Annotated in this window: 28 protein-coding genes; 17 read left to right on the forward strand and 11 right to left on the reverse strand. The window is 39.5% G+C overall.

What is annotated here, in order from left to right; all coding sequences use genetic code 11:
- Positions 1-128 precede the first annotated feature (128 nt).
- The 14 genes from PP182_RS17270 (at position 129) to PP182_RS17335 (ending at position 12,897) form a co-directional block, all read left to right on the forward strand.
- Entirely contained in the window at positions 129-1,217 is a 1,089-nt protein-coding gene (locus PP182_RS17270; RefSeq protein ID WP_272652517.1) for a sensor histidine kinase, read from the forward strand.
- 2 nt (positions 1,218-1,219) lie between these two features.
- Positions 1,220-2,545 carry a sigma-54-dependent transcriptional regulator gene (locus tag PP182_RS17275; protein ID WP_272652518.1) on the forward strand — a complete coding sequence of 442 codons (1,326 nt, stop codon included), beginning with the start codon at positions 1,220-1,222 and terminating at the stop codon, positions 2,543-2,545.
- Positions 2,546-2,832: 287 nt separating this feature from the next.
- Positions 2,833-3,318, forward strand: coding sequence for a GreA/GreB family elongation factor (locus PP182_RS17280; protein ID WP_272652519.1), 486 nt, complete (start codon positions 2,833-2,835; stop codon positions 3,316-3,318).
- Positions 3,319-3,320: 2 nt separating this feature from the next.
- Positions 3,321-3,683, forward strand: coding sequence for a hypothetical protein (locus PP182_RS17285; RefSeq protein ID WP_272652520.1), 363 nt, complete (start codon positions 3,321-3,323; stop codon positions 3,681-3,683).
- Between the two features lie 141 nt (positions 3,684-3,824).
- Positions 3,825-4,475, forward strand: a complete 651-nt coding sequence (locus PP182_RS17290; RefSeq protein ID WP_272652521.1) for a hypothetical protein — start codon at positions 3,825-3,827, stop codon at positions 4,473-4,475.
- 7 nt (positions 4,476-4,482) lie between these two features.
- The gene (locus PP182_RS17295; RefSeq protein WP_272652522.1) at positions 4,483-4,683 is read left to right on the forward strand and encodes a hypothetical protein; all 201 of its coding nucleotides are present in this window, start codon (positions 4,483-4,485) and stop codon (positions 4,681-4,683) included.
- Positions 4,684-4,688: 5 nt separating this feature from the next.
- Positions 4,689-5,981 (forward strand): Glu/Leu/Phe/Val family dehydrogenase, encoded by a 1,293-nt coding sequence (locus PP182_RS17300; protein ID WP_272652523.1) that lies wholly within the window; start codon positions 4,689-4,691, stop codon positions 5,979-5,981.
- 60 nt (positions 5,982-6,041) lie between these two features.
- Positions 6,042-6,461 (forward strand): GreA/GreB family elongation factor, encoded by a 420-nt coding sequence (locus PP182_RS17305; RefSeq protein ID WP_272652524.1) that lies wholly within the window; start codon positions 6,042-6,044, stop codon positions 6,459-6,461.
- Positions 6,458-6,853, forward strand: coding sequence for a hypothetical protein (locus tag PP182_RS17310; protein WP_272652525.1), 396 nt, complete (start codon positions 6,458-6,460; stop codon positions 6,851-6,853). The genes PP182_RS17305 and PP182_RS17310 overlap by 4 nt, the downstream gene beginning before the upstream one ends.
- A 60-nt stretch (positions 6,854-6,913) precedes the next feature.
- On the forward strand, positions 6,914-7,759 hold the full coding sequence (locus PP182_RS17315) for a universal stress protein (RefSeq protein ID WP_272652526.1): 846 nt from the start codon (positions 6,914-6,916) through the stop codon (positions 7,757-7,759).
- Positions 7,760-7,914: 155 nt separating this feature from the next.
- Positions 7,915-9,822: a SulP family inorganic anion transporter gene (locus tag PP182_RS17320; RefSeq protein WP_272652527.1), complete on the forward strand. Its 1,908-nt coding sequence runs from the start codon at positions 7,915-7,917 to the stop codon at positions 9,820-9,822.
- Positions 9,823-9,846: 24 nt separating this feature from the next.
- Positions 9,847-10,356 (forward strand): DUF3124 domain-containing protein, encoded by a 510-nt coding sequence (locus tag PP182_RS17325; protein ID WP_272652528.1) that lies wholly within the window; start codon positions 9,847-9,849, stop codon positions 10,354-10,356.
- Between the two features lie 53 nt (positions 10,357-10,409).
- Positions 10,410-11,654, forward strand: a complete 1,245-nt coding sequence (locus PP182_RS17330; protein ID WP_272652529.1) for a mechanosensitive ion channel family protein — start codon at positions 10,410-10,412, stop codon at positions 11,652-11,654.
- 31 nt (positions 11,655-11,685) lie between these two features.
- Positions 11,686-12,897 carry a hypothetical protein gene (locus PP182_RS17335; protein WP_272652530.1) on the forward strand — a complete coding sequence of 404 codons (1,212 nt, stop codon included), beginning with the start codon at positions 11,686-11,688 and terminating at the stop codon, positions 12,895-12,897.
- Positions 12,898-12,900: 3 nt separating this feature from the next.
- Here PP182_RS17335 and PP182_RS17340 read toward each other — a convergent pair whose 3' ends face one another.
- The 9 genes from PP182_RS17340 to PP182_RS17380 all read right to left on the reverse strand — a co-directional run bounded on the left by PP182_RS17340 (position 12,901) and on the right by PP182_RS17380 (position 17,632).
- Positions 12,901-13,638, reverse strand: coding sequence for a type ISP restriction/modification enzyme (locus PP182_RS17340; RefSeq protein WP_272652531.1), 738 nt, complete (start codon positions 13,636-13,638; stop codon positions 12,901-12,903).
- An 83-nt stretch (positions 13,639-13,721) separates the two neighbouring features.
- Positions 13,722-14,363, reverse strand: a complete 642-nt coding sequence (locus PP182_RS17345) for a MarR family winged helix-turn-helix transcriptional regulator (RefSeq protein WP_272652532.1) — start codon at positions 14,361-14,363, stop codon at positions 13,722-13,724.
- 19 nt (positions 14,364-14,382) lie between these two features.
- Positions 14,383-14,595, reverse strand: coding sequence for a DUF2024 family protein (locus tag PP182_RS17350; RefSeq protein WP_272652533.1), 213 nt, complete (start codon positions 14,593-14,595; stop codon positions 14,383-14,385).
- 53 nt (positions 14,596-14,648) lie between these two features.
- Positions 14,649-14,882 (reverse strand): thioredoxin family protein, encoded by a 234-nt coding sequence (locus tag PP182_RS17355; RefSeq protein ID WP_272652534.1) that lies wholly within the window; start codon positions 14,880-14,882, stop codon positions 14,649-14,651.
- 135 nt (positions 14,883-15,017) lie between these two features.
- The gene (locus PP182_RS17360) at positions 15,018-15,365 is read right to left on the reverse strand and encodes a hypothetical protein (RefSeq protein ID WP_272652535.1); all 348 of its coding nucleotides are present in this window, start codon (positions 15,363-15,365) and stop codon (positions 15,018-15,020) included.
- Positions 15,322-15,783, reverse strand: coding sequence for a hemerythrin domain-containing protein (locus tag PP182_RS17365; RefSeq protein ID WP_272652536.1), 462 nt, complete (start codon positions 15,781-15,783; stop codon positions 15,322-15,324). Before PP182_RS17365 ends, PP182_RS17360 begins: the two co-directional genes overlap by 44 nt.
- 6 nt (positions 15,784-15,789) lie before the next feature.
- Complete coding sequence (gene ric / locus PP182_RS17370) at positions 15,790-16,515, reverse strand: iron-sulfur cluster repair di-iron protein (RefSeq protein ID WP_272652537.1); 726 nt, start codon at positions 16,513-16,515, stop codon at positions 15,790-15,792.
- Positions 16,516-16,575: 60 nt separating this feature from the next.
- Entirely contained in the window at positions 16,576-17,010 is a 435-nt protein-coding gene (locus PP182_RS17375) for an RrF2 family transcriptional regulator (protein WP_272652538.1), read from the reverse strand.
- An 85-nt stretch (positions 17,011-17,095) separates the two neighbouring features.
- On the reverse strand, positions 17,096-17,632 hold the full coding sequence (locus PP182_RS17380; protein WP_419197738.1) for a Crp/Fnr family transcriptional regulator: 537 nt from the start codon (positions 17,630-17,632) through the stop codon (positions 17,096-17,098).
- 463 nt (positions 17,633-18,095) lie between these two features.
- Here PP182_RS17380 and PP182_RS17390 point away from each other — a divergent pair, with 463 nt between their 5' ends.
- The 3 genes from PP182_RS17390 to PP182_RS17400 all read left to right on the forward strand — a co-directional run bounded on the left by PP182_RS17390 (position 18,096) and on the right by PP182_RS17400 (position 23,191).
- Positions 18,096-20,921 (forward strand): hybrid sensor histidine kinase/response regulator transcription factor, encoded by a 2,826-nt coding sequence (locus PP182_RS17390; RefSeq protein WP_272652539.1) that lies wholly within the window; start codon positions 18,096-18,098, stop codon positions 20,919-20,921.
- A 380-nt stretch (positions 20,922-21,301) separates the two neighbouring features.
- A complete protein-coding gene (locus PP182_RS17395) occupies positions 21,302-21,850 on the forward strand; it encodes a hypothetical protein (RefSeq protein WP_272652540.1) in 549 nt (182 codons plus the stop codon).
- 33 nt (positions 21,851-21,883) lie between these two features.
- A complete protein-coding gene (locus tag PP182_RS17400) occupies positions 21,884-23,191 on the forward strand; it encodes a hypothetical protein (RefSeq protein ID WP_272652541.1) in 1,308 nt (435 codons plus the stop codon).
- 238 nt (positions 23,192-23,429) lie between these two features.
- Here PP182_RS17400 and PP182_RS17405 read toward each other — a convergent pair whose 3' ends face one another.
- Together PP182_RS17405 and PP182_RS17410 are read right to left on the reverse strand one after the other, a co-directional pair.
- A complete protein-coding gene (locus tag PP182_RS17405) occupies positions 23,430-23,750 on the reverse strand; it encodes a hypothetical protein (protein WP_272652542.1) in 321 nt (106 codons plus the stop codon).
- Positions 23,747-24,091 (reverse strand): RNA polymerase sigma factor, encoded by a 345-nt coding sequence (locus PP182_RS17410; protein ID WP_272652543.1) that lies wholly within the window; start codon positions 24,089-24,091, stop codon positions 23,747-23,749. Before PP182_RS17410 ends, PP182_RS17405 begins: the two co-directional genes overlap by 4 nt.
- Positions 24,092-24,180 lie beyond the last annotated feature (89 nt).

Consider the following 24,180-nt stretch of genomic DNA (forward strand, 5'->3'; position numbering starts at 1 on the left):
GAGCTATATTGAACAAATTGTTGGTATCAAAATTGCAAGTATATTTCTCTTTTCGTTCAAATTACTGGTACTGCTCCACAATTGCTATAAAATTTTTATTCCTTATCAATAATCAAGACCTTTATAGAATGACAATTGCCGAAGCCAAACTAAAAGAACGTGTAAAGGAACTAACCTGTTTGTACGAGGTAACTTCCATCATCGTAAATTCAGATTACGATCAGTTAGAAACTTCTTTTAAGGCTATTGTACATTGTTTTAAAAAGGCTTGGCAATTCGAAGATATTACGGAGGTACTTCTATCTGTAGGGGAGTACCATGTGAAGACCGAAGGCTTTCGTTCTGACATGGTCAATATAAGATCGGACATTAAAGTCTTTAATAAAGTAGACGGACAAATAGTTGTTGGTTATCCCTCTGAAAAATATGCTGTTTCCGATTTTTTGAAGGAAGAAAAGACCTTACTCGACAATATTAGTCTGGCCATCGGAAACCTCATGGAACGTAAACAAATCCATGATAGCGAAGTTGCAACTCGACGACAGATGGAACGTACAGACCGCTTGCACATACTTGGGGAGATCACTGCTGGTATCGCTCATGAGCTGAATACACCATTGGCCAATATTCTTGGATTTGCCGAACTTTTGAAGGAAAAAGTAAACAAAGAAGAAAATGTGCGTGACCTTAATAAGATTATGGACAATGCCATTTTTAGTCGCGAAATCGTAAAAAAACTGATGTTCTTCGCCTGTGAAATGCCGCAGGAAATGAAACCCGTCCTATTGAAGCCCGTTATAGAAAGTGTATTAAAGTTACTTGCCCCTTCCCTACGCGAAAAAAAGATAAACCTCGCCGCCTCGTTCAGCAACGATTCCATGACACTTAGAGCAGATACCGTACAATTAACACAGGTAATGTTCAATCTTATTATGAATGCGGTCTACTATTCCCCTACAAACGGAAACATAGATCTAAACATATCCGAAAAAGAAAAGGTAATCCGTATCCGTATTTCGGACGAAGGAAAAGGGGTTGCCGTTGAAAATGAAGATAAGATATTCGAGCCCTTTTTTACGACCAAACCTATCGGAGAAGGTTCTGGATTGGGGCTTAGTGTTGTCCATGGTATCATCAATAGTCATAAAGGTAGTATTTCCTATGAATCCAATACGCCCAAAGGAGCTATCTTTACTATTGATTTTCCTAAATTGTAGGTATGAGGTTACGCAAAGAGAACATTCTTATTGTAGATGATGACATCGATATTTTGGAGCTGTTACAGCGGCATCTGAAATCGATAGACTATCATACTTACAAAGCCGTTTCCGTTAAAGAGGCACTTTTTATCCTAAAAGATACACAAATAGACTTGCTGATCACGGACATTCAAATGCCCGAAATCGACGGTCTCCAATTACTGAAATTTACGAACGAACATTATCCGGAAATGCCTAAACTTGTGGTTACCGGTTTCCCTTCGGTCGATGGTGCTTTGGAGGTCTTCAAATCTGGTGCTACTGATTATCTGACCAAACCTTTTACAAAGGAAGAACTGAAAAAAGCCGTCCAAAAAGCAATTGAACAGGTGGCAGGTCAGAGAGTTCCTAAACCTAAAAGCGCAAGTACAAAGGCGAATAGTTATTCTGATATGATCGGTGAATCAGAAGCCTTCCTCAAAGTGACCGACATTATTGAAAGGGTAAAAGATAACAAGGCTACGGTTTTGATAAAAGGCGAGAGCGGTACGGGAAAAGAACTCGTAGCACGCGCCATTCATTATTCCGGTAAGTTTTCCCGAGCACCATTTATTGCGGTCAATTGCGGTGCCATTCCCGAGAACTTGCAAGAGGCCGAACTCTTCGGGTATATAAAGGGAGCGTTTACCGGAGCGAACGAAAATCGTAACGGATTCTTTCAGTCCGCTCAAGGTGGTACATTGTTTTTAGACGAAATAGGAACCGCATCTTTGGCGGTACAAACAAAGTTGTTACGTGCCCTACAAGAAAAGGAAATAACAAAAGTCGGTTCCCGAAAGGTAGAAAAGGTAGATATTCGTATTATCGCAGCTACCAATGCTAATCTATTGGAAGAAATCAAGAACAAAGACTTTAGGGAAGATCTTTATTATCGTTTGACCGTTGTTGAAATTGATGTACCACCTTTACGAGAACGTAAATCGGATATTCCCTTATTGGTCGAAAAGTTCTTGCGAAAATATGGTGTTGAATATAAAGACCGCCTACTTCGTATCTCTCCGGAAGCATTACAAATTCTAGAGCGTTACCATTGGCCGGGCAATATTCGAGAACTTGAAAATAGCATCCAAAGGTCAATAATAATGTCTGATGGGATAATCGATATTAAAGACCTCCCCGATTTATTGAAATATCAAATCGACTTTCCTGATACAGGTTTCCTTCCCCTACGAGAAATGGAAAAAGAGTATGTAAAAAAGGTACTTAACCATACCCAAGGTAACAAGACCAAAGCGGCCGAAATTCTTCAAATAGATCGTAAGACTTTGCGCGATAAACTGGATTAGTCAACTGCGTATAATTTCCCCATTTGGTGAATTTCTCCTCAGTTCAAATAATCATCTTCACTAAAATTAAAATTATATATTACTGATTTTAAGTAAGTTATATTTTTTGGCATGCGCTCTAACCTTTAGGGGCATGCCATTTGCTTTTTATGGTACGAATATAAATGATACAAAATGTTACTGTTTATACCATCAATTCAAAATACAAGAAAATCCCTTGAAAAAAAGAGTTACTCTATTCATAAGATAAAGACCAGAAAGTATAATAATGAAGTTAAACCTGTAAAATGAAAAAGATGAAGTACGGGAGCCTTGTATTCAGCAAAGAAGATTTTGTTATGATAAAACAATATCAGCTAAAAGATTATGCCACTGAGGATTATTCACATAAGAATAATTTAGAAATCTTAGAAACGAACATGAATAATTCCATGATACTGGAACTAGACCATGTACCCGCTGACATTGCCCAATTATACGCTAAAATCACCGTGAAATGTAAATCAAAATGGCAAAAGCCCTTTCAGATAGTTCCCCCGAGCGAAGAAAATATAAAAAGGAATAAAATTTCCGTGCTAAGCAGTTTGGGAGCTTCCCTTATAGGGTTATCAGAAGGGGATAAAATCCAGTTTGGCCTTCCCGGAAGCGTTTTAACACTAACCATTAAAAAAGTAGAACAACGTAAGAAGAAAGTTAAAATAGATATCTCAGAAGATATCATCAAAGAATCCTTGCCAAAAGGATATAGTAATTCATTAACCCTAAATATATAGATATGATCAAGTATGCAATTGCCCTTTTATTTTCAGTTAGTATGTTAAATGCGCAAGTTACCCTTGACCAAAAAGCGACCGATGTTCAAGTCGGTGACGTTTTTGAAATCGGTAAACCTGAGACGAATATATACCAACACATCAAATTCCCCAGAGCGAACTTCATTATAAAAAGAGGTGGTATCGCCAATTATAAAAGAGCAGAAGGGGAAAAAGTAGTTGTGACATCCGTAAAAGAAAAAAAAGATGGTACAACTTTAGTTAAAATCAAGCGCACGGATGGGAACCGTTTCTTTGGAAGCCACACCGTAGTGTCTGCAGATTTCAAAGAAGCCCTGGAGTCCGGGGAGTTGGAGGTATTATAAAATTTTAGTTGGTTGGTTAATGAGGCCCGCCTGGTCTACCAGAGTTTGTTTTGCTCGAATAAAAGACAAGACTAGGTGGGTTTTTACCCAAAAAAAATTTGACCAAGAAATAAGATTAATAACATTTAAAATATAGAAACCATGTTTGCAAAACTCACAGTATCACAAAGAATTCAGACAGGATTTATAATGGCCATGGCATTTCTATTGGTGTTAGGTTCCAACAGGTTGGACCAAAGACATTTTTCAAACATCCAGACAACGGTCAATTCGGTCCATAAAGACCGTGTGATAGTTCAGGACTACATCTACCAATTGAGTGCTATTTTCCATAACAAAGAACTTGAATTGGTTAAAAATGACCTTCCCGACACATCGCAAAATGAAAAAGTGGGGCAACTTCTTATTGATTTTGGAAAAACGGAATTGACCCTTGATGAACAAAAACACCTTAATACATTAAATGTACAATTCGGAAAGCTGCAAGACCTAGAAAAGAGAATCATTAGTCCTTCGACCAATATAGATGCAGGGTTGGGCATCATTGCAGAGAATACACTTAACGAAATAAAACCAAGTCTAGATGCCCTTGCCAAAATACAGTTATCCGAAAGTGAGCAACTAACACAACTCTCACAAAAGTCGCTGGGAATGAACATCATGCTCTCAAAACTCGAAGTGGCCTTTATGATCATCATCGGTATTGCGATGATGGCCCTGGTCTTTTATCCGCTTAAAACATCGCAATCTGAACTAGGGAAAAATAAAAGCGAATTGCAGTCTATAAAATAGAGTAGCTATGAAAAATTATAAACGAAGTGTCTGTTCCACCTGTAGTTACGTATCGTTTTGTTCGCTAACAACGGACAAAAGCAACATCAGCTCCTGTAGCGAATATCTGCACAGATTGGACGAGGAGTATCCACAGATAACTAAAGTACCCATAGAAATATTGAGAAGTAGTGATGGGGAAAACAATAAAAATCTTGTATTAATATAAAACCAATGGTAACAAAAACACTAAAAAAGAAAAGGGTACTGAAACAGGGTATGTTGGAAAACGTCATGCGCCAGTTCAATCATGCGGCGGATAGTATTGATCTCAATCCTAACATCCGAAAAATATTAGAAATGACCAACAACGAACTTGTTGTACATTTCCCAGTGCGGATGGATAATGGCGAAGTAGAAGTGTTTACGGGCTATCGCGTTCAACATAACAATGCATTGGGACCCTACAAAGGCGGTCTACGCTATCATGCGACCGTTGACATCGATGCAGCCCGGGCTTTGGCCATGTGGATGACCTGGAAAACTTCGTTGGCGGGATTGCCGTACGGCGGGGCCAAAGGAGGGATTCAACTCAATCCTAAAAAATATTCGCATAGCGAATTGGAACGTATCACACGTAGATTCACATACGCATTAGGGGATAATATTGGTCCCGAGTTGGATATTCCGGCTCCGGATGTGAACACAAACGCTCAAACCATGGCTTGGATCTTAGATACCTACATGTCAACGAAGCCACCTGCAGAACGTTCCATGAACATGCATGTCGTTACCGGAAAACCAATAGGCGCGGGAGGTTCCGAAGGACGCGATAGGGCAACCGGATATGGTGTTTTCTTGACCATAAAATTTTGGGCCGAACAGAAGAAAGTCGATTTAAGGAATAGGAAATTTATAGTACAAGGCTTTGGAAACGTGGGCTATTGGACATCCCATTTCTTGGAAAAGGAAGGTGCTATCCTGACTGCGGTTCAGGACGCCTCTGGAACTATACTGAATGAAAAAGGTATTTCGGTGGACAGTCTTTTAGCCTATTCCGACGCCAACAACAGAAGTATTTATGGTTTTGCCGGTGCCAAATCGCTGGATAGCAGCGAATTTTTTGGATTGGACTGCGATATAATCGTTCCTGCCGCCTTGGGCAACCAGATTACAGCTGACAATGCAAAGAAAATAAAAGCATATCTGATTGCTGAAGGTGCCAATGGTCCTACGGACGTTGAGGCGGAGGAAATTCTGTTAAAAAAAGGTATAGACATCATTCCCGATATCCTTTGCAACTCCGGTGGGGTCATCGGTAGTTATTTCGAATGGCTACAGAACCGCAATGGCGAAATTTGGCAACTGGACGAGGTCATGGCCAAACTGGAGAAGAAACTGAAAGAATCGTTTTTCAAAGTCATGGAAACGGCAAAAATTCGAAATGTCGATATGCGTAGCGCCGCCTTTATCATTGCCATCGAACGCCTTGAAGAGGCTTATGTACAACGCGGAATTTTCCCGTAAACCGAACCCTTGAATTTAGAGAGTGTTATAAAAGGAATTTAAAATCATAAATAGAAGATCATGAAGTACGGAAATCTAGTAATCGAGAAAAAGGAGTATGTGCTGTTGAAGCGTTTGATGAACCTGTCCGGCTACTATAAAGACGAAACATTTCGAAAGTCCGTAAATAAACTGTTATGCGAACTAGAGACCGCCAATATCATGGATGATGCTGAAATGCCTTATGATTTGGTCCGCTTCAACTCCGTAGTCACTATAGGTTCGAAAAAGGGATGGAAGCGAACATTTCAGGTAGTACTTCCTAAGGAGAGTAATGTGAAAGAGGATAAAATTTCCATTTCAACACCCATGGGTGCCGCGGTAATGGGATATGCGGAAGGAGACAGCATTGTTTGGGAATTTCCATCGGGCGAACAACACTTGACCATAGAGAAAGTAGTTCAAGAGAAAAAACATATAAAATTAGACATTGTATTATGAGCGAACTAAAAACATTTTATGCACACGAATCGGACAACCAGATCATGATTAAAAAAGATAAGTCAGAAGTAACTGTTTGGACAGATGATCTTTCCTATGTAAACGAGGAATTGGAATACCTTTTAAGTCTTGAAGAGCAGCTAGTGCATAATTCAGAACTCTATCGACAGTTACTTACGGTGCGAAGGGAAAACACTTTACGCCTTGCTATGCTACATCGTTATGAGAGCACGCTGGGTAAAGCCATAGAATGTGATACTACGGAATGTGATGCTTACTATTTGAACCATCATGAAAAGAATAGGAATGGCTATTTAAAACATTTAAAAAATTATAGAAGTATAAAAACCAACGTGCTTTCTAAAATTTTATCAAAAGTAAAAATGGTCTGATGTGCTAGATATAACGCTTCGTTCAAATTGATGAATGTCATAATCATAAAATTAAATGTCATGCAAAAAAGGATTCTATTAGCCACCGATTTTTCAATTAGTTCTTGGAAAGCAATTCAATATGCAATAAAACTCTACGAAAATCAGGAATGCGATTTTTACATTCTGAATACCTACGGCAAGGACGTTTACGGTTTGGACAGTTATGCGCTATTGGATCCTGACGAAGCGTTCAATAAATTATCCGAAAATCAATCTAAGGAAGGTCTGGGAGATATTTTGATAAAGCTTTCAAGAAATGATAAGAACTTAAAACATTGCTTTCATTTGATATCCAGATCTGAACGATTTTTAGATGCTGTAAAAATTCTGGCCGTTAGTCTCCAAATCGATATGGTTGTTATGGGTGCAAAGGGAATCACTAATAAACGAAAAGGCAAGTATGGAGAAAATACTTTAGGTATTATTGAGAGTATCCGAAAATGTCCTGTTCTTGTAGTTCCAAAAAATGCAGTATTCGACCAGCCCGAAGAGATTGTCTTGGCCTGCAACTTTAACACGGATTTTGATATCTCAGAAGTAAAACATCTTTTCGAAATTGCCAAAATGAATAATTCAAGTGTTCGAATCTTGAGTTTGACCGATAATGAAAAAATGACCGTACAGCAGAAAAAAAACAAAGCACTAATACAAAAACATCTAAAAGGTATAGATCATGATTTCAATGTGCTTCATGATGTAAAGATGTCATCTGCCCTAAGCTGTTTTATTGAAATTAAGGACAGTAATATGATAAGCTATGTGGATAAAAAACCTTCAGTTTGGGAGACCTTGGGTTTTGGCAAAACATCTCTTGGTAAGTTGGGTTACTTCAAAGATATTCCCGTTCTCGCCCTACATGGTTAGGCTAATAGGCAACTTTTACTAACCACCAAATGGTATTCACGATTTAATATTTGGAACTGTCATCAATTGGCAGCTATTGCAGTAATGGGAAGAAGTGAACTCTTATTAATCAAGAACACATTTAATTTTTTGCTCTAAAAGAAACACAAAACAATATGAAAAAAATATTTACCAATATAAGAGGCGACCTTTTTGGCGGAATTACAGCGGGTATCGTCGCCCTACCTTTAGCATTGGCATTTGGCGTTAGTTCAGGTATGGGACCAAGCGCAGGCCTCTATGGCGCTATTTTTATAAGTTTTTTTGCAGCACTTTTTGGAGGTACGAACACCCAAATTTCGGGGCCGACTGCCCCCATGACAGCTGTTAGTATGGTGGTCATTGCTGGAATTGTAGCTGTAAACGATGGAAGTCTTGAGAAGGCATTGCCCGCCATTCTTTTGGTCTTTTTACTAGCGGGGCTAATGCAAATAGGTTTGGGGTTGGTCGGAATCGGCAAATACATTCGCTATATCCCCTATCCTGTCGTTTCAGGGTTTATGACCGCTATTGGGGTTATTATATTGGTCACCCAAATTATGCCGGCAATAGGTTACTATCCTAAAGAGGATGCTGAGTTTGTAGAACGCTTTAAACCAGAGGCTGAAGAAATCATATTAAGTAATATTCTTAAAGAGGAGACTGGAGAAAATATTTTGGTGCTGGAAGATTTTGAGGAAACCATAACTCGGGCGAATAAGATTACAGAGACCGATATCCTAAAGGAGTCCAGAACATTGGCCAACAACGAAGCATCGGGTGTTATCGGTGCTTTTCAGATGTTACCAAGGGCTTTGCAAAACATCAATTGGCTAGAATTGGCTTTGGCCTTAGCTACTATTTTTATAATCTACGGTTTCAAGAAAATCACAACCTCAATACCTAGTGCTCTGGTCGCCTTATTGGTAGTATCCGGAGTTGCATACGGCTTCAAATTGGATTACCGCCCTATAGAACAAATACCTAGTGGTTTCCCTATACCTAATTTCAGCATCTTTACGGAATTTGAATTAGGCGTGGTTACACCCTACGTTTTTACGGCATTGACTTTGGCGCTCTTGGGGGCTATAGATTCCTTATTGACTTCGGTGGTCGCCGATAATATGACCAAGACAAAACACCGACCAAACAAAGAGTTAATCGGACAGGGTATAGGAAATAGTATCGCGGCCGTTTTCGGGGGCATTCCTGGTGCAGGTGCGACCATACGCACAGTAGTCAATATCAATGCGGGTGGAAGGACTCGGTTATCTGGTATGATTGCAGGAGTTCTACTTTTGGTAGTTCTACTGGCTTTAGGCCCTGTAGCTTCACAGATACCAGCAGCCGTACTCGCTGGAATTTTGGTAACAGTAGGTATAGGTGTTATGGATTATAAAGGATTAAATGCTATTCCATTTTTACCGAAAGACGCCAAGATAGGTCCAATTAAATTTAGTATGGAAGTCGTAATCATGTTGGTGGTACTGGTATTGTCATCCGTTTGGAACTTGGTATACGCCGTTGGGGTGGGCTTGGTTATCGCTTCTTTGATGTTCATGAAAAAAATGGGGGACCTAACAGCGGAACGGTCCGATGTTAAAACCTTAAAAAGAGAAAAAGGTTGGGCAGATGAGGCAGCTTTTCCAGAGGATCTAAAAGAAATGGTTTTCATTAAACATCTTAAAGGTCCATTGTTCTTTGGATCTACCAGCGAGTTTCAATTGTTGGCCGATCAAATTCCGAGAACGGCGAACACGGTGATTGTGCGAATGGGACGAATGCAATACATGGATCAATCGGGCTTGTATACTTTGGAAGATGTCATGATAGATTTGAAAAAATCTAACATAACAGTGCTTTTTGTGGATGTCTTAAAACAACCGCGGTATATGATGGAAAGGGTTAAAATCATTCCGAACCTAATCCCTGAAAAGCATATATTCGAAAACTTCACGGTCTGTCTTTCATGGATTAAGCAAAATATGAAAAACGACACTTTCGAAAAGGAAAAGCTATATGATGGAAAACTTGACACTGCTTAATAGAACTTAACTCCATAGCATAATATGAAACTTCTTATTCCAGTCTTAATACTTCAATTGATGTTAATCTCTTGTGGGAAATGGGAGGAAAAAAATGAACCACACCACGAGGATTTTACCAATAGAATCGTTGATGCAAAAACATTGAAAGAGCTAGAGACAGGCAAATCGTATCTTTCAGTCTATTCCCGTATATACAGCCTTTCGGAGCATAAAACGCATAATCTGACGGTAACAGCCAGTATCCGAAATATGAATTTAGAGGATACCCTGTATATAACGAAGGCGAAGTATCTCGACACACGAGCAACACCGATACATACCTACTTTAGCAAACCTATATATCTTGCTCCTTTGGAAAGTGTTGAAATCGTTATAGACGAGCTTGATCAAGCCAAGGGAACAGGGGCCAATTTCATATTCGATTGGAAAATAAAACCTAATTCGACCGAGCCTTTTTTTGAAGGTGTCATGATCTCAACTTACGGTACCCAAGGCCTATCGTTTACCACACAAGGTAGAAGGATAGAATAGCTAGTAAATCGTATCTTTCCTCTGTTTTTTAATAATATTCTTATATTTCGATAATGGACAAGGGTCTACGGCGACTTCTTTACGACTATCTTTTAAAAACGGGTATGGACGAAACGGCCGTCTCTTACCTGAACCTTTTAATTCTATTGGTCGCAGGTTTCCTTCTGGCCTTTTTATTGGATTTGATTATTTGGAAAGTATTGCGTTCGGTGTCCGTAAGACTGGCGCGTAAATCAAAGACCAATTTTGATAATTTCTTAGTGGCCAACAAAGTGCCCCGTTATGCGGCGCACATCATACCATTGTTTGTTTTGTTCGAGCTTGTTCCCATTGCTTTTATCGGTTTCGAATATGGTGGTGCCATCGCATTAAAAATACTCCAAATTCTATTTGTGGTGCTGACCCTTTTTACGGTCAAAAGCATTTTTAGAAGTACAAATGATTACTTAAAGACTAAACCAAGATTTCGAGATAAACCAATGAACAGCTACATTCAGGTGTTTATGATCTTTGCTTGGTTTGTAGGTATTTTGACGATATTCGCTATAATTACAGGCGTCGAAATTTGGAAGTTTTTTACCGCGCTTGGTGCAGGTTCCGCAATAATTCTTTTGATATTCAAAGATTCCATTCTGGGTCTCGTAGCTAGTATTCAGGTCAGTATCAACGATATGGTACGTATCGGCGATTGGATAACTTTTGAAAAATACGGTGCCGATGGCGATGTCATCGAGATTACCTTGGCCACGGTAAAAGTACAGAATTTTGACAAGACCATTACCACCATTCCAACCTATGCATTGATTTCCGATTCGTTCAAAAATTGGCGAGGAATGCAAGAATCGGGAGGAAGGCGAATAAAACGGTCATTGATTATCAGTCAAAAAAGCATATGTTTCCTCACCAATGAAGATGTAGAATGTCTTGAGAAAATAGAGCTTGTACGCCCCTATCTTATCGATATAGACGAAAAAATAAATGCCCATAACGAAAAGAACAAAATTGATAAGGCCTTGGCCGTAAACGGACGCAATCTTACAAATATCGGAGTATTCAGAAAATATGTACAGGAATACTTAGGAAACCATCCTGCCGTGAACAAGGGAATGACCTTAATGGTGCGCCAATTGGCTCCTTCACCTCAGGGTATCCCATTGGAAATTTATGCTTTTAGTGCCGACAAGCGTTGGGAAAATTACGAATATATTATGGCCGATATCTTCGACCACCTTTTGGCAGCATTGCCTTATTTTAAACTTGAGGTGTTCGAACTTCCCATTTCATTCACAGGAAATTAAAACAATATAGTACCGCCACCTAGAACAAACAATGATAATCAACCACAATAGGCATATCAAGATTGCACTGACCTATTTTCTATTTGCAGCATTTTTAGGGGTTGTACTGCGATTCTTTTCCGTGACAGTAATACCAATTAACTATAAATTCCTTGTGCATACTCATTCACATATCGCTCTATTGGGGTGGGTTTATCTTGCACTTACTACGTTGCTCTATAAATTGTATTTGAGCAATTTGAGTTTAGATAAAAAGTATCGGAATATTTTTAGGTTTACCCAGGTTACCTTGATCGGTATGCTGTTGACCTTTCCTATTATGGGTTATGCGCTGTTTTCAATTATTTTTTCGACACTTTTTTTATTTGCCTCATATTGGTTCGCATGGTTCTTTTTCAATAACGTTCCTATAAGTCTCAAAAAATTATATTCTTATAGATGTATGGCCTCTGCTCTTTGGTATCTCTTAATCTCGAGTTTGGGGCCTTGGGCCTTAGGTGTGATCATGAACACCTTGGGAGTGGAATCTATCTGGTACAGATTGGCCATCTATTTTTATCTACATTTTCTTTATAATGGGTGGATGATTATGGCCCTTTTCGGTATATTTCTTTTTATTCTGGAAAGCAATCAAATCAGTCTATCCCCTAAAAACTGTAGACGTTTTATTTGGAGCATCAACCTTGGGATTGTTCTCTCCTTTTTCTTGTCCACCTTATTTGCGAATCCGCCCATGCTATTGAACTTTTTTGGAGGAATAGGTGGCGTATTGCAGTTGGCCGCATTTGGAATTTTACTAAACGAATGTACCAAGAAGAAGGAGAAAATGAATTCTGTGTTTTCCCCATTTCAAAACCGGTTATTAATGACCGTAGCCGTTTTGTTGATTGTAAAAATGCTGCTTCAATTGCTGACGGCTTTTCCTTATTTCGCAAACCTTGCCGCTACCTATCTCGATTTTACCATCGGCTATCTGCATTGGACATTTTTAGGCGTAGTGACCTTGGGTCTGTTCCTATTTTTGGATTATTTCGAATTGATAAAAATTTCAAGGAAGACATCCTTATTATATTTTATAGGATTTCTCTTGACTGAGATTCTTATTTTTTATAAGGGAATAGCCGCATGGCAAGGTCTGTCGATTTTCGATGGATATTCCAGCGTGTTGGCCGCCGCAAGTTTTTTGATTCCGTTGGCATTGTTGTTACTGGTGCAAAAGGGTAATAGCACAAGAATAGGATAGCGATCAAACGATATCGATTCCGTTAATCTCTTGCATCAACCGATGCGTCTCGGTCAGGGCGACGATGATTTTTTGGTAGTGAAGAATATCCTCAAAATCAAGGGTACGGCCACGACGGTCCTTTAGCCATTTTTGGGCGGGCTGATAGCCGCCAATATAAAATTCCCAGGCAGTCAAGGGTACATTATCGAAATATTGGGTGTCGTTAATCCAGACTTTGCCCCTTCGGCTAGGCTCAGGGTCCGTAGAAGTGTTAGGTTCAAAACCGGGACTTGAACTTGTGAGTTTTCGTTCTACACTATTATTGCCAGTTACGGGGTAGGTAGTGATGTACTCCCCTAATTTGGGCGACTCCAAAAAATGCGATTGCCGCAGTGCACCACCCAGTTGTACCAATTGCCAAAAAACGTTCTGATCGGTGGGATACGGCACCCTTGGAAAATCGATATTTATAAATTCTTTGTACTTCTCGCGATACCCGGGCGAATGCAGTACGGCATAGATATAGTCCAACAAATCGATGGGCGTAAAAGTATCTTTATAATCATTGCGGATTTCTGGGCTGTTGGCCATACAAACATTGCCGGTATCACCCTGAGCGGAGTCAAGGGGTTCGACCACAAATTTTAGACCCAAACTATCTTCAATTTTTTTGATTATCCAAACACTTGCCCAATCTTTATGCGCATGGATAATGCGGTACCAATTATGTAATTCCTCCAAATATTTTGATAAAATCACTTATTGTCATTATTAATATATCAGAACTCTATACCATTTAGGATATCGAGAACGCAATTGTCAAAACCAAACTTCGGGCTACCCTACTTCTTTGCCTCGAACTCAGGGCAGTCCAACCGAATGTCTTGCGTCACCAGTTCCTTCTCCAGTAAATTGCAATAATCCTTTCTTTTGCTTTTTTGATAGAAGGTACAGCCGTAGCACGTGCGTTGTACGGTAAGGATTCCGTTGCGGTTAAGTTTGTAAATCAATTCGCTTAATGTTTTAAAAACGATTTCCAGTTCGGTTATATTAAAATCATCGATTAGCCTTTTTAGGGGATCGGCAAAGTCATTGGTTTCGGCGACTATCTTCTTGCCTAAAGTAGATAAGTGTATGTTGTAACTTCGACTATCCGAAGATGAAAAATCTTTGAGGATCATTTCTTTCTTATCCAACACCTTGATGGCGTCGCTTACCGTGGGTTTGGTAACGTTGAATTCTTTGGCCAGAAGACTTACGTTGCAGCGTTCCGATTTGTGGAAGGCAATAAATATCAATATCTGGATCTGAATGGGACTAAGTCCTACCATTTTGGCCTTTTCCCAAAGTAACACCTTGAATACTTCCGAAATTCGTTGCAGACCGGCGACGATTTTTCTGGAAATATCCATTTGATGTTGGTCCGGATTGAAAACACTGCTGTCCATCATAAAAAAGCCTGCCGAGATTTGTCCGGCAGGCAAAGTTAGTAATCCTAATCAATTAATCGCAATTTTCCATTTCGATGATGACATAGCCGTTTATCTGTATGGCCTCCATCATTTCGTCTGATGCCCGCTCAATATGGCAAAATTGGCATTCCTTCGTAGACAATTCATGGTTTTCCACGGATTTTGTTTTCAAATATTCCTTTTCGAAACCGAATACGGTGCGTTCATCCTTCAAATCGCTTGGTACTAGAATATCGAAGTGCATATTGCGGCCGTCCCTGTGTTTTACATAGGCCCCAAACCGAAACTTTTACAATATCAACTTTTTACGTCGGACATGGAGGCTCCAAAATTGATATGCAATGCATTTCCGCCCGGGGTTACCAATGCGGGAACGGATTTGACTCCCGCAGCTTCCGCTTCGGAAATTCTTGACCTGTTCTCGCCGATGTTCACTATTTCTACATTTTCGGAACCGACCAAATTAACGATGTCATGTTCAGCGCTTACGCAAACGGGGCACCCCGCGTGATAAAAAATGGACTTTTTCATACTTCCTTGTTTTTAAGTTTTTGCAATAGTGCACTGTAAATATAGTAAGGATTCCTAACTATACAAATTATAGGGTATCATTTATTAGTATTTGCCGAAATTAAGTAGGTGAGACCGACACCCGCGCGAACGTTCTCAAATCAAATTGGCAACGATTACCGAACAGCTGAACACAATGCTTAAAATCAAAAGATTAAAAGTTGTTTTCGTTTTTAATTGGGCCAAAACCGCGCCATTGAAAGCCATACACAATAAGGTTACCAAAAAGAGTATAAAGAGATTGATGACTTGATCTACTCCCCTCATCAACAGCAGCATCACTGCGACGGAACCTAAACAGCTCTGACCAATGATGGCAATTGTTGAATAGCCCGTTTGTTGCTTTTTAAATTCGGCCAAAAGGCTTTGGTAAAACTTTAATATTGGGTACGTTCTTTTTTTAGACCCAGAATGGGTCATTGATATTGTCATTGAACTTTTCATCGGTATGAATTTTTGAAATTGCTTCTAATTGTTTTTCGGTAGCGACTTTTTGTATTTCGTTGAACAAAACCCGTTCCTCGAAACGGATGTGCTTTTCCAGTTCCTCTTCAATCAAGCTGAGGGATTTTGAGGGCGCATCTGTCTCTGCAAAAAGCCTATGAAGGCTTTTATGTTGGGATAACGCCATCTGGACCAGCTCGTTTTGATTGCCAAGGATAGGGAATATGTGCTCTTCCTCCAGTTTAAAATGCGGAATCAAATGGGTCGAATAAAACCAGTCCACATATTTTTTAATACGCCCTTCAGAGATTCCCTTTGAGAATCCTGTTCTGATCTTCCAACAGAGCAGTAGGCCGTGATGGTGTTCACGGCTTACTCCCTGTAGTGCCTTGTTGCGCTTAATGGGTCTGATTTTCATAAGTCCTTATACAACGAATTTTTGTTCCAAAATCTCGGCCTTGGGAAACAGGATGTTATTTTCCAAATGGATATGCCGGTGCAGGTCTTCCTCGAATTCCTTGAGCAACGCGAACGCTACACGGTAGGTACTGCATGCATCCGAAGGGGGGGTATAATCGTTACTTAACCCTGCAATAAGCCTAAAGCGTTCGCCCTCGTTCTCATGTTCCTGCATCATCATGGAGATGGGGTTCTTGACCGTGCCGAAATGTGGGCTGTCAAGCGGCTCGTTCTGCCGTTCTGCCTTGACCATTTTTCTCACCCACGGAAAGAGCACCAGTTCTTCTTTTTTCATGTGCATGGCCAGTTCGCCTGCCGATGCCTTGAAATGTTCGTTGATTTCGAAAAGCTCGGGGTGTCTTTCGCCATGTACCTTAAAGAGTTTGGCAAGGTATTGTTTCAGTACCGGTATTTTTCCCTCGACGTACCTGTGGTGCTTTTTCTCGATATAATCGGCCAAGAGATCTAACGGCCACGATTTAAAATCGGCATTATCGTTATTGTTCTGCAGCTGTACTTCATCTATTTCACCGAGCAGCACATTGACATCGAGATCATATTTTTCGGATACTTCTTCAATACTACGGTTGCCCTTGCAGCAAAAATCGATTTTATGGTTCTTGAAAACCTGTGCGATGCGGTAGTCGTCGGCCACCATTTGTCCGATTGTTTTTTCTAAGGTATTTTCCATGTTATTCATGATTTTTAAAGAAATTCGGATAAATTTATCCTGTTTATGTTTAAATTTTTTTTAACGTTTCAAATAGGTCGTCCCCACTTCTAGACCTTCGGTCATTTCTTGAAGACTGGCACTTTCGAGCATGTTCTTTAGATTGTCCCGAATCGCGACAAATTTATCATGTACGGGGCAGGGCTTGTTCGCATTACATTTTTTCAGTCCCAGGCCGCAGCCCACATAAACATTGTCGCCATCTATAGCATATACTATTTCACTCAGTTTGATTTTTTTGATTTGTTCTTTCTCAATTTGAAAACCACCTGCCGATCCCTTTACCGAATCGACGATTTTGTTTCTTGACAGCTGTTGAAGTATTTTAGCAGTAAACGCAACCGGCGAATCGATTTCTTCGGCTATTTCTTTTAAGCTTACCCGCTTACCCTCAAGCGATTGAAGGGCGATGTACATTGAGGCCCTTATACCGTATTCACATGCTTTAGAAAACATTTTAAATTGCTTTGAAATTGGATACAAAGATAATGATAAATTTAATTCGGACATATTTATCCGAAATAAATTTATTAAGAAGGATTTATGGTATTCTGAAATTTAATGAATAGACAAGAATAGATTTAAGGATAATATTTCTATACACTAAATGTTGCCACTTAAAATCCCTGAACCAACTCCTGAAGTTTTCTGGTTTTCGAAATACTAATCTTTTTTCTGATGTATGTATCCACCCTTTTTGTTTAAATTCGGAAATGATCCGGATACATGATTCGGCTGCAGTGCCCACAAGATTAGCCATATCTTCTCTTGATAAGTTTAATCGTAGAAATCCATCAGAATCCTCCCCAAAATTATGCTTGAAATGTAACAAGGCTGTAGTTATTCGCTGCCTTAATGTCCTATGGGACATGTTGATGATTACGTTATCGGCCTCTTTTAAATCATTGGCCATTTGCTCCAATAGTTCAAATGCAAAGTCCGGGTTTCTGTTCAAAATCACGTTAATATTAGTTTTTGGAATAAAACAGACGTTCGAATCGTCCAATGCTGTTGCACTAATATTGGCGAATTCCTTGGAAAAAACCGAAGTTTGGCCTAAGATTTTCCCTTTGGCCACCAATTTTAAAATCTGTTCCTTACCATTGGCAAGGGAAAGTACGGGAAGTTAAGCGACTGGAGACGACGGTGTCCTGATAGGAAGTCCTTGGGCACTGCCCTGTTTTTCGATGCACCGAAAAATAACCAGGGCTTCTTTTATTAAAGGACCTTAAGATTTGATAGGCGGTCAGACGGATTTGCGACCTTAGACGGCAAAGACCCTAGAAGGGTTTGCAAAGGAAGGACGTACTAAAATCCGAGTGGACGACTTCCTTTTAAATTATTTATAATTCCCCTATGTTCTTTGTTCAATTATTTCCACAAAGTCCCAAGAAGGCTTTGTGAAGGAAGACTTATAGTCAAAGTTAAAGTAAGCTTTAATTGAAGTCCTGTCACCGAACGACAAAATCTGGTCGTGACTAAATCCAGTAAGTAATATTTTATTTAACTTCACTATTCTGGCTGATGAAAAAATTGATTTTATGATTAAAAATAACTTAGTTTTAATTCTGACTTCAATTTATATTTCATCATTTGGTCAAAATATACCTCATGAGTTTTTGACCAATCAATCACAAATAGACTCCTTATCAAAAATCTCAGCATATGACGGTGCACTTCTGCCGGCATTGCAAAATTTAAAAATTGCAAAAAATGCGTCGTCACCTTTACTCATGGGCAAAGCGCAAAGTGAGGTGGCCAATATCTACTTTCACAAAGGCAATTACGATTCCGCACAGAGCTATGCCAAAAAAGCGGTTGCTTTGGGCATTGAAAACAAATTACCCGAAGTTACCACCAGTGCCTTACTTTCCATAGGAAACATACATTACTCAAAGTTTGAAGACATTGATGCGATTGAAATCTATCAGCAGGTAGACTCTATCTCTGAATACTCTGGTGAAAAAAATTCTCATGTTGTAAATGCACTTTTCAACCTTGGCAAAGTACTCTTGAGAACTTATAGTGTACAAGATACTTCGTATATAGGAAAGGCAGAAGGTTATTTTAGAAGTGCCATAAAGATGGCCTTGGAAATAAATGATAGAGACGACGAGCACTACGGCTATATAATGCTGGGAAATATTTATGGACAAAGAAGGGAATATCAAGAGGCCAAGCCCTATTTTAAGAAAAGTCTGGCTTATTTTGAACGTAACGGCTCTACAGAAGAGGCTGCTATTATTTATTGGTCTTTGGGGATTATTGAGACAGACTTAAACAATTATAATCAAGCCGATGCCTATTATAAAAAAAGGCTTACCCTTCTCTCCGAGACAGGAGATTCACATCAAATTGCAAACGCCAATCGAGTCTACGCCGGTTTCCTGCAAAGAATTAAAAGGTATAGAGAAGCCATCCCATATTTGAAAAAATCATATGATTATTTTAAACAATCCGATGCCGGTTCTAGTGGTATTTTGTTGGGAGTGACCAAAAGCCTTGCAGAATCCAACAGAAAAACTGGCGACTTTGAACAAGCAGTCAATTACTACAGCCTCTCATTAGTTCTACAAGATTCTCTAGAGGCCCGAAAGCAAAAAAGTCTGGCATTGGACCTGGAAGCCAAATATCGAACACAAAAAAGGGAACAAGAAATAGCGCTACTAAAATCACAAAATGAACTTGCCGAACAACAAAAAAGGAACCAGCGTAATCTCTTTTTGGGAGGAATAGGTTTAACATCCTTGGCAGGGTTGTTTCTCTTTGCGCTTTATAGCAACCGGCAAAAAACAAACAAAAAATTAAGAGAGCTGGATGTAGCTAAGTCAAACTTCTTTGCCAACATATCCCATGAGCTGCGTACACCATTGTCTTTAATACAGGGCCCAGTGGAACAGCAACTGGAGCATGCGGAACTAAGCCAAGAAGATAGACGAAACCTGACCATTGCCCAAAAGAACACCCAACAGCTCGCCACTTTGGTCGACCAGTTGCTGGACCTATCAAAACTGGAGTCAGGTTTTTACAAACTGAATGTCAGTGAAGCAGTATTGTCCACTTTTTTGAAATCACTGGCAGAATCGTTCTTGTTCAACGCAGAAAAAAAGTCCCAACAACTCCAAATTAAAATCTCCATAGATGAAAAACCTTATTGGTTTGATACCGATATACTACAGAAGGTGGTTGGCAATCTTTTGGGCAATGCACTAAAATACAGTCCACAAAATGCCGAGATAAATTTTGAGGCAGAAATAGCACAGGGCAACCTCTCATTATCAGTAAAAAATACGGGGGCCTCCCTTACAAAAAAAGAATTGCAGGAAATATTCAACCGCTTTCACCAAATTCATACCAATAAAAGAGGCACTGGCATTGGACTGGCGCTCACCAAAGAACTGGTCGGATTGCACAAGGGTAACATTGAGGCCAAAAGCAGTGCTAACAGCGTTTCTTTTCACATAGAAATTCCAATACTTGAAGCCCATTACTCCAGCGAAGAAAAGGTGACGGGTCCCATACCAAAAGCTTTTGAAGAAACCTATCCAGAAAATACGCATGCCATTGAGGATGATAGTAAAGTATTCATTAAGGAAAGTGATGAAAGCCGGGATATCATTTTAATCGTGGATGACAACGAGAATCTACGTACCTACGTTTCTTCTATTTTTGATACCGAATTCAATATTATTACCGCGGATAATGGAAACACCGGTTTTCAAAAAGCACGGAAGCAGGTACCAGATCTTATCATAACCGATTTAATGATGCCCGAAGAGGACGGACTGAAATTGACCGAAAACTGTAAGATCAATGACGCTACGTCCCACATTCCCATTCTAATGCTTACCGCGAAGGCCGGTGATGAAAATAGACTGACAGGATTGGAAACAGGTGCCGATGCCTATCTGACCAAACCGTTCAACAACAAAATTTTGAAGCAGACTGCAAAAAACTTATTGGAAAGCCGTAGAAAACTACAAGAGCGTTTTAGTCAAGAGGTTATTTTAACCCCAAAGGATATATCCATCAGTTCTTATGACGAACGCTTCCTGGAGTCCCTTCAAGATGTTTTGGACACTCATTTGGTGGCATCTGATTTTAATTCTAAAGCTTTTGCAAAAACATTGGGTATGAGCAGAATGCAATTGCACCGAAAGTTAAAAGCGCTCACGGGACAGACCACTACGGAATTTATTCGCAGCCAAAGGTTAAAAATGGCAGCTTCGCTACTACAAAAAAGTGATATCAATATCTCCGAAATTGGCTATCAGGTCGGATTTAATGACCATTCCTACTTTACAAAGTGTTTTAGGGAAACATATGGAACCTCGCCCTCTGAATTCAGCAAAAAACAACCTTCTTAAGTCCTTTTCGGACCAAGATTTTCCTGCCCTGTTACATATTTCATAGGCTTTGATACATAATTCATAGCCCTTGGCATCGTGTACCATTATGTTTGCTCCAGAGTTGAATGAATGCCCACAATCCATTGATTCAGCCTTACCGATTGACTAACACAAAACACTTCATAATATCATGAAGAAAAAGAGGTATGAAGGCATACTTGATGAAGTTCCTCGATATGAGATCTATTTGAACGTGAATAAATTGCAAAAGGGAAAATACAAGCTAAAGATAGTGAGTAAAAATAACGTCATCAAAAGCACACATTTCTCTAAAATATAATCCAAGGAGGAAATAAACATCAATAAGGCAAATAATAATTTAAACCTCAACCATCATTATGAAAACAAGTATTATATCTATAAAAACAACACTAGTTTTATTATTGGGAATTTTGTTGGTAAGCTGTTCTGCTGAAGATGGAATGGATGGTGCCACTGGCCCCCAAGGTGAACAAGGTCCTCCCGGTCCTCAAGGTGAACAGGGTGAAGCTAGCAATGTCAATGTTATTGCCTCCCCTTGGATTCCAGAGGAGTTTTCCAACAACTCCGTTAGCTACACAAGCTTCACGGTAACAGATGAAGCATTCACCAGTGAAGTCATAAATTCCGGTACTGTTTTGGTCTATGGCCGAGATGGCGTAAACGTAGTCCCCATACCAGTCGTTTTCAGTAACAAGACCTTTTATGCAGTATTTCCTGAAACTTTAGGAGAAATAATATTTATCGCCCGAACTGTTGATGGCACACCAACATTCTTTGGTGTCTTTACCGATTTCAGATATGTAATCATTCCCGCTAGCAATACCGTTGCAAAAGAAGGGCAAACATTAGATTTTAACAAAATGACCTACTACGAAGTAATGGATCACTTTGGCTTAGCATATTAATTTACATGTACAATCAATAAAATTAAAACACCCATGAAGCTTTTCTTTAAACCAATTATCGTTTGTTTTACCTTATGGCTGCTTGGTTGTAGCAGTGATGACAATGGAAATGGAAAAATCGTTGATGACGATGACGGTATTGGCGGTGAGACCCCTATAGAAACATTGGTAACCTTGTCTCCCGCTAACAATGAATCCCCTGTTTCCAAAACGCCTACAATGAGCTGGGAGAACTACGATAGCGATCAACCGATAACGTATTCCCTGTTGCTCGGAACTTCTGAAAGTACAATGACCGAAATAGATTCGGGACTTACCACGACCATGTATGATATTTTAGAACCCAGTTCCCTTGACTTAAATTCTGAATATTTTTGGCAAATTATTGCTTATGAAGATGGTGAAACGGTAGCGGAAAGCGAAGTTCAAACCTTTACCACCGAGCTCATTTTTCCAAGTTTAATTACTGAAGATGCTGCATATGGTGCTAGAAAAGCTACCGGGGTTGAAGTCTTTGATGATAAAATTTGGGTGATTGGAGGACGCAATGAAGCAGATATTCCCCTTACGGATATCTGGTCCAGCGATGATGGTGAAAATTGGACCTTGGAAGGTGATTTTCCCTTTGGTGGCATCTATGGACATAAATTGATTGTCTTTAACGGCAAGTTGTGGATTTATGGAGGTGTTTCCGAAGGTTTCCTCTCCACTAAAATATTTAGCTCTGAAGATGGTATCGCTTGGGAGGAAGAAACGGAGATCGCGCCCTTTGTACAATATCAATCTTCAAAGTTTGAAGTATTGGGAAATAAAATATTTAGAATTGCAGGATATTCGGGCGATATTGATGACCTATCCCCAGAACGCTACGTGTACAGCAGTATGGACGGCCTTAATTGGAATTTGGAAATAGAAAATCATGGATTTGATACAAAGTACAGTTTTCAGCTTGAAAGCTTGAATGAAAACCTATATTCCTTTGAGCCAAATCCTGAATTGGATATTGAAGAGATCAGCACAAGAACCAGTACGGATGGAGTCAACTGGTCAAGCCCAGCAGTTTCAGAAATTCGCGAGAGAGGCATAAACTCTGTAAGGACAGTAATATTGGATGGTAAAATTATATTGATGACCGCTCCTGTGGATGGTCCCAATAACAGTTCAACCTTTTATGAATCCCCTAACGGGGAAGATTGGGTTGCCACCACGACGGTTGATTCGGTTCCGATAAGAGCCATTTTCTATACATTGGTCAATCTAAATGGAGAAGTTTTTGCCATTGGGGGAACCCAACGGAGCAGTTTTTCCACAACAAACAATACTGTTTGGAAACTCAACTGAACAGAATGTATCACTTCAATTAAATAAACTTATGAAATAAATAGTTAAATTATTAGTGACTATGGTAACGGGAATTTGCACGCTACATGCCCAAAAGTTGCCCAAGCACACAAACATCACTATTTCTAATACCCCCAAAATAAATTTGAGCAACAAAATAGGTGCCAAGCCGCAAAGGATAGACGTAAAAAAAACTTGATAACCATACGATTACCAAGTTTTTGTTACTGTTTAATACTTAAATCTTAGAGCTTAAGGAAGATTGACACCTATTAATAGATAAAAGGTAACTCAATCCCAAAAGCAGAATTAATGACCATAAAAGCGGGATGGCCGCACTGCTCTTTATTACAAATAATACTGAAATATTATAACTCAAAAAACCTGAAATTACAGCAATCAAAACGAAGCCAACGGCTATTTGACGTACGGACCAAAATTCAACCTGTTTTTCCAGTTGCGTTCTACTTTCAATTTTGGACATTAATTTATCCGTAAAATCTACGTTCGTATTTACCTCACTTTTTCCTATGATGGCTTTATAATCTTCCTCTTTCATAAAAAGTATTTTATTTCGTCCCCAAGCAGAAACTCCAGTTCCCGTTTTATGTTTTTTCGTCCACGATGTAAATCCACCCTTATTTTTGAAGCACTGAATTTTGTAATGGTCTCAATTTCGCTAAGGCTCATTTCACAAAGGTAAAAGAGTCGTAACACCAAAGCCTCATCTGATTTCATTTGTTCCATTGCTTTTTGAATGTATACTTTTTGGTCTTCCAATGTAAGGGCTGAACTTTCTTTTATGGTAGTGGTTTGCTCTATTGTGTCCTGATTTTCTTTGATTGAGATGTTTTTTATCCGCCTTTTTAATTCGGTATAACAGGTGTGCCTGTTGCACAAGTTAGGAAAAAATCGGTTTTGATCATTGCCGATCCGGGGATCGATCGTAACTTGAGGTATGCAAGGAAAAAAGGACTACCAAGAAAAGC

Source organism: Maribacter sp. PR1, assembly GCF_028464145.1.
In the GTDB taxonomy this organism is placed as follows: domain Bacteria; phylum Bacteroidota; class Bacteroidia; order Flavobacteriales; family Flavobacteriaceae; genus Maribacter.